The organism is Streptomyces catenulae (genome assembly GCF_000718015.1).
In the GTDB taxonomy this organism is placed as follows: Bacteria; Actinomycetota; Actinomycetes; order Streptomycetales; family Streptomycetaceae; genus Streptomyces; species Streptomyces catenulae.
The window spans coordinates 124451-138584 of the sequence record NZ_JODY01000031.1; the positions used below are offsets into that span (position 1 = coordinate 124451).

General features: G+C 73.7%; 15 protein-coding genes. 6 read left to right on the forward strand and 9 right to left on the reverse strand.

Annotated features, from left to right (window positions below; translation table 11 throughout):
- Positions 1 to 34: 34 nt before the first annotated feature.
- A complete protein-coding gene (locus IF23_RS0124510; protein ID WP_030287220.1) occupies positions 35 to 610 on the reverse strand; it encodes a DUF1003 domain-containing protein in 576 nt (191 codons plus the stop codon).
- Positions 600 to 1985, reverse strand: coding sequence for a magnesium transporter MgtE N-terminal domain-containing protein (locus IF23_RS0124515; protein ID WP_051739859.1), 1386 nt, complete (start codon positions 1983 to 1985; stop codon positions 600 to 602). The genes IF23_RS0124510 and IF23_RS0124515 overlap by 11 nt, the downstream gene beginning before the upstream one ends.
- Before the next feature lie 315 nt (positions 1986 to 2300).
- Between IF23_RS0124515 and IF23_RS0124520 the strand changes: the two genes are divergently transcribed.
- Positions 2301 to 3080, forward strand: coding sequence for a hypothetical protein (locus IF23_RS0124520; RefSeq protein WP_078654222.1), 780 nt, complete (start codon positions 2301 to 2303; stop codon positions 3078 to 3080).
- Positions 3081 to 3128: 48 nt separating this feature from the next.
- Here the strand turns inward: IF23_RS0124520 and IF23_RS0124525 are convergent, their stop codons facing one another.
- Positions 3129 to 3668 (reverse strand): ferredoxin reductase domain-containing protein, encoded by a 540-nt coding sequence (locus tag IF23_RS0124525; RefSeq protein ID WP_030287225.1) that lies wholly within the window; start codon positions 3666 to 3668, stop codon positions 3129 to 3131.
- Between the two features lie 46 nt (positions 3669 to 3714).
- The gene (locus IF23_RS0124530) at positions 3715 to 4827 is read right to left on the reverse strand and encodes a magnesium and cobalt transport protein CorA (protein WP_030287226.1); all 1113 of its coding nucleotides are present in this window, start codon (positions 4825 to 4827) and stop codon (positions 3715 to 3717) included.
- Between the two features lie 572 nt (positions 4828 to 5399).
- Here IF23_RS0124530 and IF23_RS0124535 point away from each other — a divergent pair.
- The 4 genes from IF23_RS0124535 (at position 5400) to IF23_RS0124550 (ending at position 8520) form a co-directional block, all read left to right on the forward strand.
- Complete coding sequence (locus IF23_RS0124535) at positions 5400 to 6017, forward strand: suppressor of fused domain protein (protein ID WP_030287227.1); 618 nt, start codon at positions 5400 to 5402, stop codon at positions 6015 to 6017.
- A gap of 123 nt (positions 6018 to 6140) precedes the next feature.
- Positions 6141 to 6779: a DUF6758 family protein gene (locus IF23_RS0124540; RefSeq protein WP_030287228.1), complete on the forward strand. Its 639-nt coding sequence runs from the start codon at positions 6141 to 6143 to the stop codon at positions 6777 to 6779.
- A 152-nt stretch (positions 6780 to 6931) separates the two neighbouring features.
- Positions 6932 to 7786, forward strand: a complete 855-nt coding sequence (locus IF23_RS0124545) for a PHP domain-containing protein (protein ID WP_030287229.1) — start codon at positions 6932 to 6934, stop codon at positions 7784 to 7786.
- 128 nt (positions 7787 to 7914) lie between these two features.
- The gene (locus IF23_RS0124550) at positions 7915 to 8520 is read left to right on the forward strand and encodes a MarC family protein (RefSeq protein WP_030287231.1); all 606 of its coding nucleotides are present in this window, start codon (positions 7915 to 7917) and stop codon (positions 8518 to 8520) included.
- 85 nt (positions 8521 to 8605) lie between these two features.
- On the opposite strand, the gene IF23_RS34530 is transcribed toward IF23_RS0124550, so the two are convergent.
- The 3 genes from IF23_RS34530 to IF23_RS0124565 all read right to left on the reverse strand — a co-directional run bounded on the left by IF23_RS34530 (position 8606) and on the right by IF23_RS0124565 (position 12187).
- Positions 8606 to 8761, reverse strand: a complete 156-nt coding sequence (locus tag IF23_RS34530) for a hypothetical protein (protein ID WP_169750032.1) — start codon at positions 8759 to 8761, stop codon at positions 8606 to 8608.
- Between the two features lie 268 nt (positions 8762 to 9029).
- The gene (locus tag IF23_RS0124560; RefSeq protein ID WP_030287232.1) at positions 9030 to 9881 is read right to left on the reverse strand and encodes an alpha/beta fold hydrolase; all 852 of its coding nucleotides are present in this window, start codon (positions 9879 to 9881) and stop codon (positions 9030 to 9032) included.
- A 167-nt stretch (positions 9882 to 10048) separates the two neighbouring features.
- Entirely contained in the window at positions 10049 to 12187 is a 2139-nt protein-coding gene (locus IF23_RS0124565; protein ID WP_051739860.1) for a DEAD/DEAH box helicase, read from the reverse strand.
- Between the two features lie 345 nt (positions 12188 to 12532).
- Here IF23_RS0124565 and IF23_RS0124570 point away from each other — a divergent pair, with 345 nt between their 5' ends.
- Positions 12533 to 13270, forward strand: coding sequence for a ferritin-like fold-containing protein (locus IF23_RS0124570; protein ID WP_030287237.1), 738 nt, complete (start codon positions 12533 to 12535; stop codon positions 13268 to 13270).
- Positions 13271 to 13342: 72 nt separating this feature from the next.
- Here IF23_RS0124570 and IF23_RS0124575 read toward each other — a convergent pair whose 3' ends face one another.
- On the reverse strand, positions 13343 to 13612 hold the full coding sequence (locus IF23_RS0124575) for a hypothetical protein (RefSeq protein ID WP_030287239.1): 270 nt from the start codon (positions 13610 to 13612) through the stop codon (positions 13343 to 13345).
- 279 nt (positions 13613 to 13891) lie between these two features.
- Positions 13892 to 14119 carry a DUF3107 domain-containing protein gene (locus IF23_RS0124580; protein WP_030287241.1) on the reverse strand — a complete coding sequence of 76 codons (228 nt, stop codon included), beginning with the start codon at positions 14117 to 14119 and terminating at the stop codon, positions 13892 to 13894.
- Positions 14120 to 14134 lie beyond the last annotated feature (15 nt).

The following is a 14134-nucleotide window of genomic DNA, read 5'->3' on the forward strand; positions in this document are numbered from 1 at the left end:
TTACGGCGGGGTAGGCCGGTGGCGGAAAGCCCGTTCAGCGGTCGCGTTCGTCACGCTCCGCGCCGTCCGGCTGCCGCATCTCCAGCTCCCTGATCAGCTCCGCCAGCTCGGAGCGGATCCAGTCGCGGGTGGCGACCTCGCCCAGCCCCAGCCGGAGCGCCGCGATCTCCCGGGTCAGGTACTCGGTGTCGGCGATCGTCCGCTCGTTGCGCCCGCGGTCCTGCTCGTGGGTGACGCGGTCGCGGTCGTCCTGACGGTTCTGCGCCAGCAGGATCAGCGGCGCCGCGTAGGACGCCTGGAGGGAGAGCGCCAGGGTCAGGAAGATGAAGGGGTACTGGTCGAAGCGGAGGGGCAGCGGGACGGTGACGTTCCAGCCGATCCACAGGATGATGATCACCGTCATCCAGACGATGAACCGGCCGGTCCCCAGGAAGCGGGCGATCTTCTCCGACAGCCGTCCGAACGCGTCCGGGTCGTACTCCGGGAAGAGCGTGCGGCGCGGCACCCGCGGCTGGTCGAGACGGACCCGCGGCCGCTCGTTCGCCCCGCGCCGCAGCGCCGACGAACCGTTCGCCCGCGCCCGGACGCCCTCGCGCTCCTCAGGTCCCACGGTCCACCTCCGGCGCCCACCCGTTCTCCTCGGGCCGCTCCCCGGCGGGCTGCTCCTCACCGTGCAGCTCCGTCTCCCGCCAGTCGTCCGGCAGCAGATGGTCGAGGACGTCGTCGACGGTGACGGCGCCCAGCAGCGCCCCGCTGTCGTCGACGACCGGCGCGGAGACGAGGTTGTACGTCGCCAGATGGCGGGTCACCTCGGGCAGACCGGCGTCCGGCGGCAGCGGCGGCAGATCGGTGTCGGCGATCGAGCTGACCAGTGTGAACGGCGGATCGCGCAGCAGCCGCTGGAAGTGCACCACCCCGAGGAACTTGCCCGTCGGCGTCTCGTCGGGCGGTCGGCAGACGTAGATCTGGGCGGCGAGCGCGGGGGAGAGGTCCGGGTCGCGCACCCGCGCCAGCGCGTAGGCGACCGTCGCGTCCGGGCGCAGCACGATCGGCTCGGTCGTCATCAGACCGCCCGCGGTGCGCTCCTCGTACGCCATCAGCCGCCGCACGTCCGCGGCGTCCTCCGGGCGCATCAGCGTCAGCAGCCGCTCCTTCTCCTCCTCGGGGAGTTCGGAGAGGAGGTCGGCGGCGTCGTCCGGGTCCATCGCCTCCAGGACGTCGGCGCGGCGCTGCTCCTTCAGCTTGCCCAGGATCTCGATCTGGTCGTCCTCGGGCAGCTCCTCCAGGACGTCCGCGAGCCGGTCGTCGTCGAGGGCGGCGGCGACCTCGGCGCGGCGCTTGGGCGACAGATGGTGCAGCACCCCGGCGAGGTCCGCGGGGCGCAGCTGCTCGAAGGTGGCCAGCAGATTCTCCGCGCCCTGCCCGTGCTCCTCCAGCGAGAACCCGGTCACCGCCGACCACTCGACGGTCAGCGCTTCGCCCGCCCGTCGCCCGCCACCGCCCTTCGACGGAGACGCTTCGCGTCGCAGGAACTTTCCGCGCAATGCCCCGCCCCTGCCGCGGCGGACGAAGACCTTGTCGATCTCCCAGTCGCGGCGGGCCGGGAGCTGGATGATGCCGATGTCGAGGACGGTGACCTCCTCGCCGGTCTCCACCAGCCGCACCCGGCGGTCGAGGAGTTCGCCGAGGACCAGCGTCTCGGAGGCGCGCTGCTCGAAGCGGCGCATGTTGATCACACCGGTGATGACGACCTGACCGGACTCCACGCCCGTCACCCGGGTCATCGGCAGGAAGACCCGGCGCCGCTGGGCGACCTCGACGACCAGCCCCAGCAGCCGGGGCGGGCGGCCCTCCCGGCTGCCGCTGCCCTTCGTCCGCAACATCGCGACCAGGTCGCGGACGCGTCCGACCTGGTCACCGTTGGGGTCGAAGACGGCGACGCCGGACAGGTGCGAGACGAAGACCCGCGGAGTCACCACCGCCATGCAGCGCGCCTCCGTTCCTCCGGCCGGTCGGATGTGGGACGGGAGTAGGGACAAGGGAATATCGGCACAAAGGCGTCAATCCGGGTTCAGGCTAACGCGCCCGGCCCGTCCGCGCCCCGAGAACGGCCCGTACGGCGGCGGGCCGCGGGGGCGGCGGAGGGCCCCCGCGCGACCGGTACGCTGCCGTACTGCTGTCGAGGTCACCCCCAGGGCGTGTCTTCCCGGTCTTCGTGGGGCCGTGGCGCCCGGCACCGGACACCGCGACCTGTTCCACGAAGACCGAGCAGACACCCCCTAGCAGGAGGCAGAGCCGACGTGAGTGCAACCCCCTCGGGACCGGCCCCCCGAACCGTGGCCGTCCGTCGCATCGGGCGGACGGCGCTCCTGGGGGCGGTGGGCGCGGGGCTGGCCCTGGCGCTCACCGGCTGCGCCGAGGACCCGGACGCCGGGACGAACGGCGTCGGCAAGCTGCCCGCCACGAAGATCGAGGCGAAGGCGCGGGCGGCGGCGAAGAGCGCCGGGACGGTCCGCCTCTCCGGCAGCTTCGTCAGCCAGGGCGCCACCTACAAGCTGGACATGCACCTCACCGGCTCCGGCGCCAAGGGGCAACTCACCACCCGTAAGACGACGTTCGCGCTGCTGCGGGTCGGTGACGCGCTCTACCTCAAGGCGGACGCCGCGTTCTGGGCCGGGGAGAAGGCGGGCGGCGGCGGGAACGATGCCGCGGCGGCGGACAAGCTCGGCGGCAAGTACGTCAAGGTGCCCGCCGCCGACCCCGTCTACAAGCGCTTCAGCGGCTTCACCGACAAGGACACCCTGCTGGAGAGCCTGCTCGCGCTGCGCGGCACGCTCGCCACCGGCGACCACGCCACCGTCGGCGGGGTGAAGACCATCCGCGTCGCGGGCGGCGCGGGCTCCGGCGGCACCCTCGACGTCTCCCTGGAGGGCACGCCCTACCCGCTGCGCCTGGAGCGCGGCGGCGACGCGGGCACCGTCCGCTTCGACGACTGGGACAAGGGCGTCTCCCTCAAGCCGCCGTCCCGGGACCAGATCGTCGACTACGGCAAGCAGGTCTCGACGGCGTCGCAGGGCTGAGCGGCACGGTCACCCGGCGGGGGCGGAGCGGGGCGCCCGCCGCTCCCGTCAGCCCTTACGGCCCCGGCGCAGCAGCTTCGGCAGCGCCGCCGGGACCGGGCGGCGGGTGATCGCGGGGGAGGGCAGCGGCGGGACGGCGTGCGCCTCGTCCGGCATCGCGCCGGGGCGCTGCTCGGCGCCGCCGACCGGCTCCAGCCGCAGCACCCGGCACTCGGCCGCCCAGCGCTCCGGGATCGACTCCGCGTCCGGCGCGTTGAGCCGCTTGCCCTTCAGCTCGTCGACGGCGGTACGCCACGCCTCACCGTCCGGCACGGTCTCCACCACCCGCGCCTGCCACGCCACGAGACGGCCGCCCTTGTCCTTGCTGCGGACGGTGACCGTCGCGGTGGCGCCGTCGGTCAGCCCCAGATCCGCCAGCGGCTGCTCGCCCGCGCCGTCCCCGACCAGACACGCCGCGCCGTCCACCCACAGATGCCACAGCGCCCGGGACGGGCCGGTGGCCCCCCGCACCCAGATCAGCCCGGACTTCTTGGTGGCCTCTTCGATGAGCGCGCGGTCCTGGAGCGCCTGCGACGGGGTCGATGTCATGCCCGTCAGCCTAATGGGGCCGCCGGGCGCGCCCCCGGCCGCGTCGTCAGAGCCAGCCGTTGCGCTTGAAGCCGCGGTGGATGCCGAAGCAGAGCGCGACGGTCGCCACCAGCACCGCCGGGTAGCCGTACTTCCAGTGCAGCTCCGGCATGTTGTTGAAGTTCATGCCGTAGATCCCGGCGATCATCGTGGGGACGGCGAAGATCGCGGCCCACGAGGTGATCTTGCGCATGTCCTCGTTCTGCGCGACGGCCGCCTGCGCCAGGTTGGCCTGGAGGATGGAGTTGAGCAGGTCGTCGAAGGAGAGCACCTGCTCGTTGACGCGTGCCAGGTGGTCGGCGACGTCACGGAAGTACTTCTGGATGTCGGAGTCGACCGGCCGCATCGGCCGCTCGCTCAGCAGCTGCAACGGCCGCAGCAGCGGCGACACCGCCCGCTTGAACTCCAGCACCTCCCGCTTGAGTTGGTAGATCCGCCCGGCGTCGCCGCCCCGGGTCGCCCCCCGCCCGGCGCCCGAGCTGAAGACGTCGATCTCCACCTCGTCGATGTCGTCCTGCACCGCACCGGCGACCGCGATGTACCCGTCGACGACCTGGTCGGCGATGGCGTGCAGCACCGCCGACGGGCCCTTGGCCAGCAGCTCCGGGTCGTCCTGGAGGCGGTGGCGCAGCGCCCGCAGCGAGCCCTGGCCGCCGTGCCGGACGGTGACGATGAAGTTCCGGCCGGTGAAGCACATCACCTCGCCGGTCTCCACGACCTCGCTGGTCGCGGTCAGCTCGGCGTGCTCGACGTAGTGGACGGTCTTGAAGACGGTGAAGAGGGTGTCGTCGTACCGCTCCAGCTTCGGCCGCTGGTGGGCGTGGACGGCGTCCTCGACGGCGAGCGGGTGCAGCCCGAACTCCGCGGCGATACCGGCGAATTCGGCCTCCGACGGCTCGTGCAGCCCGATCCAGGCGAAACCGCCCTCGGTCCGGACGGCGGCCATCGCCTCGGCGGGGGTGCACGCCTCCTGCACCCGGCGGCCCTCGCGGTAGACGGCGCAGTCGACGATCGCACTGTTCACGCAGGTCGGGGCGGACTTCTCGTAGCCGAAGGGGGCGGCGCCGTCACGGCGGCGGGAGGGACGGACGGCGGCGCGCAGGTCACGGATCATCGACATGGCAAGCTCCTTCACGGGCCGGCCGTCAGCGGCGTGCGCGGGGCGTAACGCAACCCGGAACGTGGACGTACGAGGCGACATCGGCCGTACGTCCGCAAAGCGGGCGGCGTTCCGTGCCGGGGCACTGACGGCGCGCGGAGAATTCGAGGAATTCGCTGAGAGATACGGAACAGAGGGGCGAAGGCGCTCTTCCGTCATCTCCGTCCGACGCGAGGGAACTTCACAGGTTTCGCGGCGGGGCCGCGGGGTACGGAAGCCTTCGGCGATCAGAAGATTCGCTGCGCGAGAGGGATGACAGGAGAACTATCGGTACTGCACGGTCGACTCGGATCCACCGCAGCCCCACCTCCTCCGGCCGGTCCCCGCTGGGGGACGACGTCATTCCCTGACCAGATGGCAGGCTATCAGCCGCCCGTGGCGCCACCGCGCCGCTTTGCCTGTTCGATACGAAGCCGATTCACGCTGTTTTCCGGCGTGCCCGCATCCGGGCCGACCGCCGGACCCGGAGCCTTGCCGCGGCGCCGCCGGACGGCCCCTCCGGACACCGTACGCGGCCGCTCTATGCTCGCCCCATGTCTGACGTTCTCGCGCTGGTCGAAGCCCGGCTGCGCACCGCCCTGGGCGAGCCGGACGCCCGCGCCGCCGTCACCTTCCTCGGCACCGACCGCATCGAGGTGCTGCGCTTCGTCGGCGACGGCGTGGTCCGCTACGCGACGCTCGGGATGTCCGCCCACCCGATGACCGACCCGTCCGGCGCCGCGCCGGGCCTGGGGGCGCCCCCGTCGGTGGTCTTCGCCGACCCGGTGGCCGGGCCCCGCGCGGAGCTGCTGATCACGCTGCGGCCGGGCCGCGCCGATATCGACAAGGTGCTGCGGCCGCTCGCCGTGCTCGCCGCATCGCCGCAGGTCGAGGGCGTGGTCGTGGCGCCGGGTGCCTCGCTGGACACCGGCGAACCGCTCTGGCCGGGCGCCGGTTTCACCTCCGTCCTGGTCGCCGCCTCCGGTGGCCTCGTCGAGGATCTGGAGCTGGACGCGCCGCTGGATCCGGTGCGCTTCCTGCCGCTGCTGCCGATGACGCCCAACGAGGCGGCGTGGAAGCGGGTGCACGGCGCGGAGGCGCTCCAGGAGCGGTGGCTGGCGCAGGGCACGGACCTGCGGGACCCGCTGCGCGGCGGTGCCGACCTGACCTGAGACGGGCCGCCGCCGGGCCCGTCGGCCGGTGTCCGGCGGGCCGGTGTCCCCGGTGTGGAACATTCCGACCGGTCGGGTGATCGTCCTTGACGCGGCCGCGCGGCTGGAGGACCGTGGATCCCTATGAGGGGTGAACCCAGTTGCCCGAAGTGCGGTGGCCGCGTCCGGGCGCCCGGTCTCTTCTCCGACTCCTGGCAGTGCGCCGTCCACGGCACCGTGCAGCCGCTCCAGCCGGTCGTCCCGCCGAGCGTCGAGGCGCTCGGCGTCGTCGTGAACCGCTCCCAGGTCCCGGTCTGGATGCCCTGGCCGCTCCCGGTCGGCTGGCTCTTCACGGGCGTGGCCTGCGCCGGTGACGACCGCAGCGGCGGCCGCGCCACCGCCGTCGCCTGCTCCGGCCCCGGTCCGCTCGGCGGCCCCGGCGAACTCCTGTTGATCGCCGAGGAGCTGGGCGTCGGGCTCGGCGCCCGCTACGCCGGGATCGACGGCCCGGACCCCGGCCCCGGCATGGATGTCGACGCCGCCCCGCACACCAAGATCCTCGCCTCCGGCCGCCCGACCCCGATGTGGCACGTCGAGGGCTCCCCGGCCGACCGCGTGGTCTTCGCCGGGGAGGCCCGCGGGCTCTGGCTGTGGGCGATCGTCTGGCCCGAGCAGTCCGGTCTGCTGATGTACGACGAACTGGTCCTCACCGATCTGCGGGAGGCGGGCGCCGAGATCGATCTGCTGCCGTGCGGGGCGCTCTCCCCGCGGCTGCTGTCCTAGGGCCCGGGCCCGGACCCGTCCCTCCGGGCCGGAGCGGACGGGTGTCTTCCGCGGCCCGGTATCCTTGGCCCGACGCCCTGCGGCGCGCCTCCGGCGCCCGCGCGGGGCGCCGTCCGGTCACCGTCCCGTAGCGCAGGGGGGAGTTCAGCGTCGTGCGCATCGATCTGCACACCCACTCCACCGCGTCCGACGGTACGGACACCCCCGCCGAGCTGGTCGCGGGCGCCGCCGCCCGCGGGCTGGACGTCGTCGCGCTGACCGACCACGACACCGTCGCCGGGCACGCCGCGGCGCGCGCCGCGCTGCCCGCCGGGCTGACGCTGGTCACCGGCGCGGAGCTGTCCTGCCGGATCGCGGGCACCGGGCTGCACCTGCTCGCCTACCTCTTCGACCCGGAGGAGCCCGCCTTCGCCCGCGAGCGGGAACTGCTCCGCGACGACCGGGTGCCGCGCGCGCAGGGCATGGTCGCCAAGCTCCGGGAGCTGGGCGTCCCGATCACCTGGGAGCAGGTCGCCGCCATCGCCGGTGACGGCGCCGTGGGGCGGCCGCACGTGGCCACCGCCATGGTCGACCTGGGCGTCGTGCCCACCGTCTCCGACGCGTTCACCGCACAGTGGCTGGCCAACGACGGCCGCGCGTACGTCGACAAGCACGAGCTGGACCCGTTCGCGGCGCTCCGGCTGGTCAAGGGCGCGGGCGGCGTCGCCGTCGTCGCGCACCCCGCCGCCGTCAAGCGCGGCGCCTGTGTGCCGGAGAGCGCCCTCGTCGAGCTGGCCGCGGCCGGTCTCGACGGCATCGAGGTCGATCACATGGACCACGATGCGCCGACCCGCGCCCGGCTGCGCGGTCTCGCCGCCGAGCTGGGGCTGCTGACCACCGGCTCCAGCGACTACCACGGCCACCGCAAGAGCTGTGAGCTGGGCGAATACACCACCGACCCGGAGATCTACGGCGAGATCGTGCGCCGGGCCACCGGCGCCTTCCCCGTCCCCGGCGCGGGCGGCTGATCCGTGGCCGCCGGATTCCGGCGGCTCCCCCTCCTTCCGGCGCCCGCGTCCGTGCGGTGCGCCCGCGCGCCGCCGTGCCGGTGCGCATCCCCCTCCGCTCCACCTCCACCGCAAGGCCACTCATCACCGTGTTCGACGTCGCTGCCTTCAGTACTCTCTTCGTCACCCTTTTTGTCATCATGGATCCCCCCGGGATCACCCCGATCTTCCTCGGGCTGACCGCCGGACGGCCCGCCAAGGTCCAGCGCCGGATGGCCTGGCAGGCGGCGACCGTCGCGTTCTGCGTCATCGCCGTCTTCGGGCTCTTCGGCCGCCAGATCCTGGGCCGGCTGCACATCAGCACGCCCGCCCTGATGATCGCGGGCGGTCTGCTCCTGCTGCTGGTCGCGCTGAACCTGCTCACCGGCAAGTCCGAGGAGCCCACCCAGACCAAGGACGTCAACGTCGCGCTGGTCCCGCTGGGCATGCCGCTGCTGGCCGGGCCCGGCGCGATCGTGTCGGTGATCCTCGCCGTCCAGCACGCCCACGGCTTCACCGCGCAGCTGTCGGTGTGGACCGCCATCGTCGCGATCCACGTCGTCCTCTACCTGGCGATGCGGTTCTCGCTGCTGATCATCCGCGTCATCAAGGACGGCGGTGTGGTGCTGGTGACCCGGCTCGCCGGAATGATGCTCTCCGCGCTCGCCGTGCAGCAGATCATCAACGGCGTCACCCAGGTCGTCCAGGGCGCCTGACCGGCGCCGGACACAGTCGCGCCCCCGTACGGCACTTCCGTACGGGGGCGCATCCGCGTGCGTACCGCGCGGGGCGGCGTCGGTGTTACCGGGCGGCGACGGTGTCGGCCGGGCGGATGTAGATGCGCTGGCCGATTGCGGCGGCCTGCTGCACGATCCGGTTGACGGAGGCGGCGTCCACGACGGTGCTGTCCACGGCGGTGCCGTCGACATCGTCCAGGCGCATGATCTCGAAGCGCATACGGCTTCCCTTCGTCTGATCCTCCTGCAGGAGAACTGATGGATGGCGAGCGCGGGCGTCGCTGCCCGGGCTTCTACGGGTCCAACGTCCTGGCCCCCTGCAAACATTCCCTACGCTAAGGAAAATTTTCGATGGTCTAAGTATTTGCAGGTGAGGAGGGGATTACGGGCCCGGCCGGAACACCCCGGATGCCCGTCGCGAACGGTGGTGGCCTGCTACGCCACGGAGCACCACGCGCCGCCACCGGGCCCGCGCCCCGGCGGTCGGCTCAGTGCTCGGCCCAGAAGGCGGCCAGCGCGGCGGCGGTCTCCCGGGGGCGCTCCGCGTTGGGGGAGTGCTCCGCGCCCTCGACGACCGTGCGGCGGGCGGCCAGCCGCACCGCCATCTTGTCGATCAGCGGCACCGGCCAGGCGTAGTCCACCGTGCCGGACACCAGATGCTTGGGCAGCGGCACCGCGGCCAGCTCGTCGACCCGGTCCGGCTCCTCCAGCATCTGCCGCCCGGTGGCGATCAACTGCTCCGGGACGGTCGCCAGCCAGCGGCGCCGCAGGAACTCCCCGACCTCCGACGGCGTCCCGGCGTCCGCCGCCTCCGGCGGGTCCATCGCCCGCATCGCCTGCCAGACCGCCGCCATGTCCAGCGAACCGAGCGCGTCGATCAGCATCCGGACGCGGGTCTGCTGCGCCGGGTCGATGGCCGCCGGACCGGAGCTGAGCACCGTCAGCGAACGGAACGGCGCCGGATCGGTCAGCACCGCCGCCCGGCTCACCAGCCCCCCGCAGGAGTGCCCCAGCAGATGCACCCGGCCGCCCAGCGCCCGGGCCTGCGCCAGTACGTCCTGCGCCAGCGCGCCCTGCCCGTAGGCGGCGAGGTCGCGGGGGCCGGGGGACTCGTACTGTCCGCGGCCGTCCACCGCCACCGCCCGGAACCCGGCCGTGGCGAGCGGCGCGAGCAGCGCGATGAAGTCCTCCTTGCTGCCGGTGAACCCCGGGACCAGCAGCGCCGTGCCGAGCGGCGTCCGCTCCGGCCGGGCGTCGTGTACGGCGAACTCCCCGCGCGCGGTGACGAGGCGGTACGCGCTGGCGCACGGGGGGAGCGAGAGTGTCGGCGGCCTGCTCATGATCCGAGGCTATCCGCCCGTGACGGGGACACCGCAGCGCACCGGCGCCCGAGGTCCGGCGTTCGCCCGGTGGGCGGGGCCGCGGCGGGCGGACGCCGGACCCCGGACACGCCGACGGCCCGCCCCCGCCGCAGGGGCGGGAACGGGCCGTCGGACGGATGCTGCGCTCAGCTCTCCGGCGTCGCCTCGGCGGCCGGGGCCTTCGCACGGGTGCGGCGGCGGACCGGCTTCGCGGGCGCCTCGGCCGCCTCCGCGGACTCGGTGGCCTTGACCGCCGCGGTCTTGCGGACGCGCTTCGGCTTCGCCGGGGCCTCCTCGGCGGCGGCCTCCGGCGCGACGGCCTTGGCGGCGGTCTTGCGGACGCGCTTCGGCTTCGCCGGGGCCTCCACGCCCTCGGCGCTCTCCACGGCCTCCGCCGCCTTCGCCGCCGCGGTCTTCCGCGTGCGCTTCGGCTTGGCGGGCGCCTCGACGGTCTCCGCGGTCTCCACGGCCTCGGCCGCGGCGGTCTTGCGGACGCGCTTCGGCTTGGCCGGGGCCTCCTCGGCGACCGGCGCCACGGACGCCTCGACGGTCTCCGCCACGGCCTGCGCCTCGGCGGGCTTGGCGGCCCGCGTCCGGCGACGGCGCGGCTTCGCCGGGGCGGCCTCCGCCTCCTCGGCGACGGGCGCGACGGGCTGCGCCTCCGCGACCGGCGTCACGGCCTCGGCCGGGCGGCTGCCCGAACGGGTCCGGCGACGGCGGCGCGGCTGCCGGGGCCCGGTGGCCTCGGCCGCGATGTCCTCCGCGGCGTCCGGCGCGGCCTCCGCCTGCGGGGCCGCGGAGCCGTCGACGGCCGCGCCGCCACGGGTACGCCGCCGCTGCCGGGGCGTACGGGTGCGCTGCGGGCGCTCGGTGACCGCCGGGGCCTGACCACGACCGCCGCGACCGCCGCGACCGCCGGTCTCACCGAGGTCCTCGACCTCCTCGGCGGCGAGCCCGGCGCGGGTGCGCTCCGAACGCGGCAGCACGCCCTTGGTGCCCGCCGGGATGTGCAGCTGCTCGTAGAGGTGCGGGGAGGTGGAGTACGTCTCCTCCGGCTCGTCGAACGGCAGGTCCAGCGCCTTGTTGATCAGCTTCCAGCGCGGGATGTCGTCCCAGTCGACGAGGGTGACCGCGGTGCCCTTGGCGCCCGCGCGACCGGTGCGGCCGATGCGGTGCAGATAGGTCTTCTCGTCCTCGGGGGACTGGTAGTTGATGACGTGCGTCACGCCCTCGACGTCGATACCGCGGGCGGCGACGTCGGTGCAGACCAGGACGTCGACCTTGCCGTTGCGGAAGGCGCGCAGCGCCTGCTCACGGGCGCCCTGACCGAGGTCGCCGTGGACCGCGCCGGACGCGAAACCGCGCCGTGCGAGCTGGTCGGCGATGTCGGCGGCGGTCCGCTTCGTACGGCAGAACACCATCGCCAGACCCCGGCCCTCGGCCTGGAGGATCCGCGCGACCATCTCCGGCTTGTCCAGGGAGTGCGCCCGGAAGACGTGCTGGGTGGTGTTGGCGACGGTCTGGCCCTCGTCGTCCGGCGCGGTGGCGCGGATGTGCGTGGGCTGCGACATGTAGCGGCGCGCCAGCGAGATGACCTGGCCGGGCATGGTGGCCGAGAACAGCATGGTCTGCCGCTTGACCGGCAGCAGCTGGATGATCCGCTCGACGTCCGGCAGGAAGCCGAGGTCCAGCATCTCGTCGGCCTCGTCCAGCACCAGGCTGCGGACCTTCGAGAGGTCGAGCTTGCGCTGACCGGCCAGGTCGAGGAGGCGGCCCGGGGTGCCGACGACGACGTCGACGCCCTTCTGCAACGCCTCGACCTGCGGCTCGTACGCCCGGCCGCCGTAGATCGCGAGGACCCGGACGTTCCGCACCTTGCCGGCGGTGAGCAGGTCGTTGGTGACCTGCTGGCACAGCTCGCGGGTGGGGACGACGACGAGCGCCTGCGGCGCCTCGGTCAGCTGCTCGGGGGTGGCCCGGCCCGCCTCGACGTCGGCGGGGACGGTGACCCGCTCCAGCAGCGGCAGGCCGAAGCCCAGCGTCTTACCGGTGCCGGTCTTCGCCTGACCGATGACGTCGCTGCCGGAGAGGGCGACGGGGAGCGTCAGCTCCTGGATGGGAAAGGGGGAAATGATGCCGACGGCTTCGAGGGCCTCGGCGGTCTCGGGGAAAATCCCGAGCTCTCGGAACGTAGACAGAATCTTGCCTCTTCTGTGAGACGCGGCACGAGGCGGCGAAGGGGGTCGTACCGCGCTTGTACGAGGGGCGTACGGGCCGGGTTGCAAAGCCGACGGCGCGGGACCACTGCCAACGCTCAGGCACTCCTGCCGCGAGCGGTGTCCCTCCTGCTGATGCGTACGTCGCGTACGCGCCGCGGGGGAGGGCGGTCGGGTTGGAGCCGATCGGGCCACCGACCGGGCATCCGCATGCGTGGAACGACCCACCGATACTCGGCGGGCGCATTACCACTGTACCCCGGATGCACCGGGACATCCGAAGGCTTGTCCGGGTGAGAAACGGAACAAGCCGCCCGAGCCGCGGGCCGGGCGCGCTCCCGGCGGTCCCGGAGTGCGCCACGGGAGGCGGCGGCCCGGCGCTGCGGGGCCCGTCCGGCGGCTATTGTGCCGGTCATGGAGACGCCAGACACCGCCACCGCCGACGCGCCGGAACCGACCGGGATCGCCGCCCAGAACTGGCCGGAGGCTTCCGCCGAGCCGCACTACCGCGCCGCCGTGATCGACCTGCTGGGCGCCCTCGCCTACGGCGAGCTGTCCGCCTTCGAGCGGCTCGCGGAGGACTCGAAGCTCGCGCCGACCATGGACGACAAGGCCGAGCTGGCCAAGATGGCGTCGGCGGAGTTCCACCACTTCGAGCGGTTGCGGCAGCGCCTCGCCGACATCGAGGCGGAGCCCAACGAGGCGATGGAGCCGTTCGCCGCCGCGCTGGACGAGTTCCACCGCCAGACCGCGCCGTCGGACTGGCTGGAGGGCCTGGTCAAGGCGTACGTCGGCGACTCGATCGCCAGTGACTTCTACCGTGAGGTCGCCGCCCGGATCGACACCGACACCCGCGACCTGGTGCTGACCGTCCTGGACGACACCGGCCACGCGACCTTCGCGGTCGAGAAGGTGCGCGCCGCGATCGAGGCGGACCCGCGGGTCGGCGGGCGGCTGGCGCTGTGGGCGCGGCGGCTGATGGGTGAGGCGCTGTCGCAGGCGCAGCGGGTGGTCGCCGACCGCGACGCGCTCTCGACGATGCTGGTCGGCGGCGTCGCCGACGGCTTCGACCTGGCCGAGGTCGGCCGGATGTTCTCCCGGATCACCGAGGCGCACACCAAGCGGATGGCGGCCCTGGGCCTGGCGGCGTAGGCGGCGCAGCGCGGACACGACGACGGCGCGGCCCCGGACCGGATCGGTCCGGGGCCGCGCCGTTCGCGTGGGCTAGGCGGGGGCCGAGCCGTGCAGGGCGCCGGGGGCCGGGCGGATCAGCACCGACAGGAGTGCGGCGCCGACGGCGACGGCGGCGCCGAGCGTCTGGACGGGGTGGCCGGGGCCGAGGATCGAGTGGGTCAGCAGCGCGCCGAGGAGGGCGGCGACCGGGCCGGTGGCGAGCGCCAGGGAGCGGACGGGGAACCGTTCCGGCAGGCGGCGGGTGGCGGCGAAGGAGAGCGCGAGACCGATCGCGACGGCGCCCAGAGCTTCCCAGATCATGCGTGTTCCCTCCCGCGTTACGGCTGACGACCGGACCGACCGGACGAACAAATCGGTCGTAGGCGGTGGTACCCATCAGCCACGCTCAGCAACCCTCATGGCTCCGTTGTGCCGAACGGGAGGAGAGCGGAAGCGGAAGGGGAACCGGAGGGCCCGGAAGGCGGGGGAGGGGGCGGCCCGGACCGCCCGGACCCGCCCCGGGGAACGCCGACGGCGGCCGGGATCGTGATCCCGGCCGCCGTGGACGGTTGCCTCGGGCGCCGGTGCGGCGCCCAGAGGTCAGAGCGCGCCGAAGCCGACCTTGCGGACCGACTGCTCGCCGATCTCCACATAGGCGAGCCGGTCCGACGGGACCAGGACCTTGCGGCCGTGCTCGTCCACCAGGCTCAGCAGCGGCGACTTGCCGCTCAGGGCGTCGCCGACGGCGCCCTCCACCTCCTCGGCAGACTGCGCGCTCTCGAGAACGATCTCGCGGGGCGCGTGCTGCACGCCGATCTTGACCTCCACGGCTGATGTCCCTCC

What these genes read in the sequence shown, in the direction of transcription:
- IF23_RS0124515 (WP_051739859.1), bottom strand. Translation starts at nt 1,985, where the DNA reads ATGGCGGTGGTGACTCCGCGGGTCTTCGTCTCGCACCTGTCCGGCGTC.
- IF23_RS0124525 (WP_030287225.1), bottom strand. Translation starts at nt 3,668, where the DNA reads ATGACATCGACCCCGTCGCAGGCGCTCCAGGACCGCGCGCTCATCGAA.
- IF23_RS0124530 (WP_030287226.1), bottom strand. Translation starts at nt 4,827, where the DNA reads ATGTCGATGATCCGTGACCTGCGCGCCGCCGTCCGTCCCTCCCGCCGC.
- IF23_RS0124535 (WP_030287227.1), top strand. Translation starts at nt 5,400, where the DNA reads ATGTCTGACGTTCTCGCGCTGGTCGAAGCCCGGCTGCGCACCGCCCTG.
- IF23_RS0124540 (WP_030287228.1), top strand. Translation starts at nt 6,141, where the DNA reads ATGAGGGGTGAACCCAGTTGCCCGAAGTGCGGTGGCCGCGTCCGGGCG.
- IF23_RS34530 (WP_169750032.1), bottom strand. Translation starts at nt 8,761, where the DNA reads ATGCGCTTCGAGATCATGCGCCTGGACGATGTCGACGGCACCGCCGTG.
- IF23_RS0124560 (WP_030287232.1), bottom strand. Translation starts at nt 9,881, where the DNA reads ATGAGCAGGCCGCCGACACTCTCGCTCCCCCCGTGCGCCAGCGCGTAC.
- IF23_RS0124570 (WP_030287237.1), top strand. Translation starts at nt 12,533, where the DNA reads ATGGAGACGCCAGACACCGCCACCGCCGACGCGCCGGAACCGACCGGG.
- IF23_RS0124575 (WP_030287239.1), bottom strand. Translation starts at nt 13,612, where the DNA reads ATGATCTGGGAAGCTCTGGGCGCCGTCGCGATCGGTCTCGCGCTCTCC.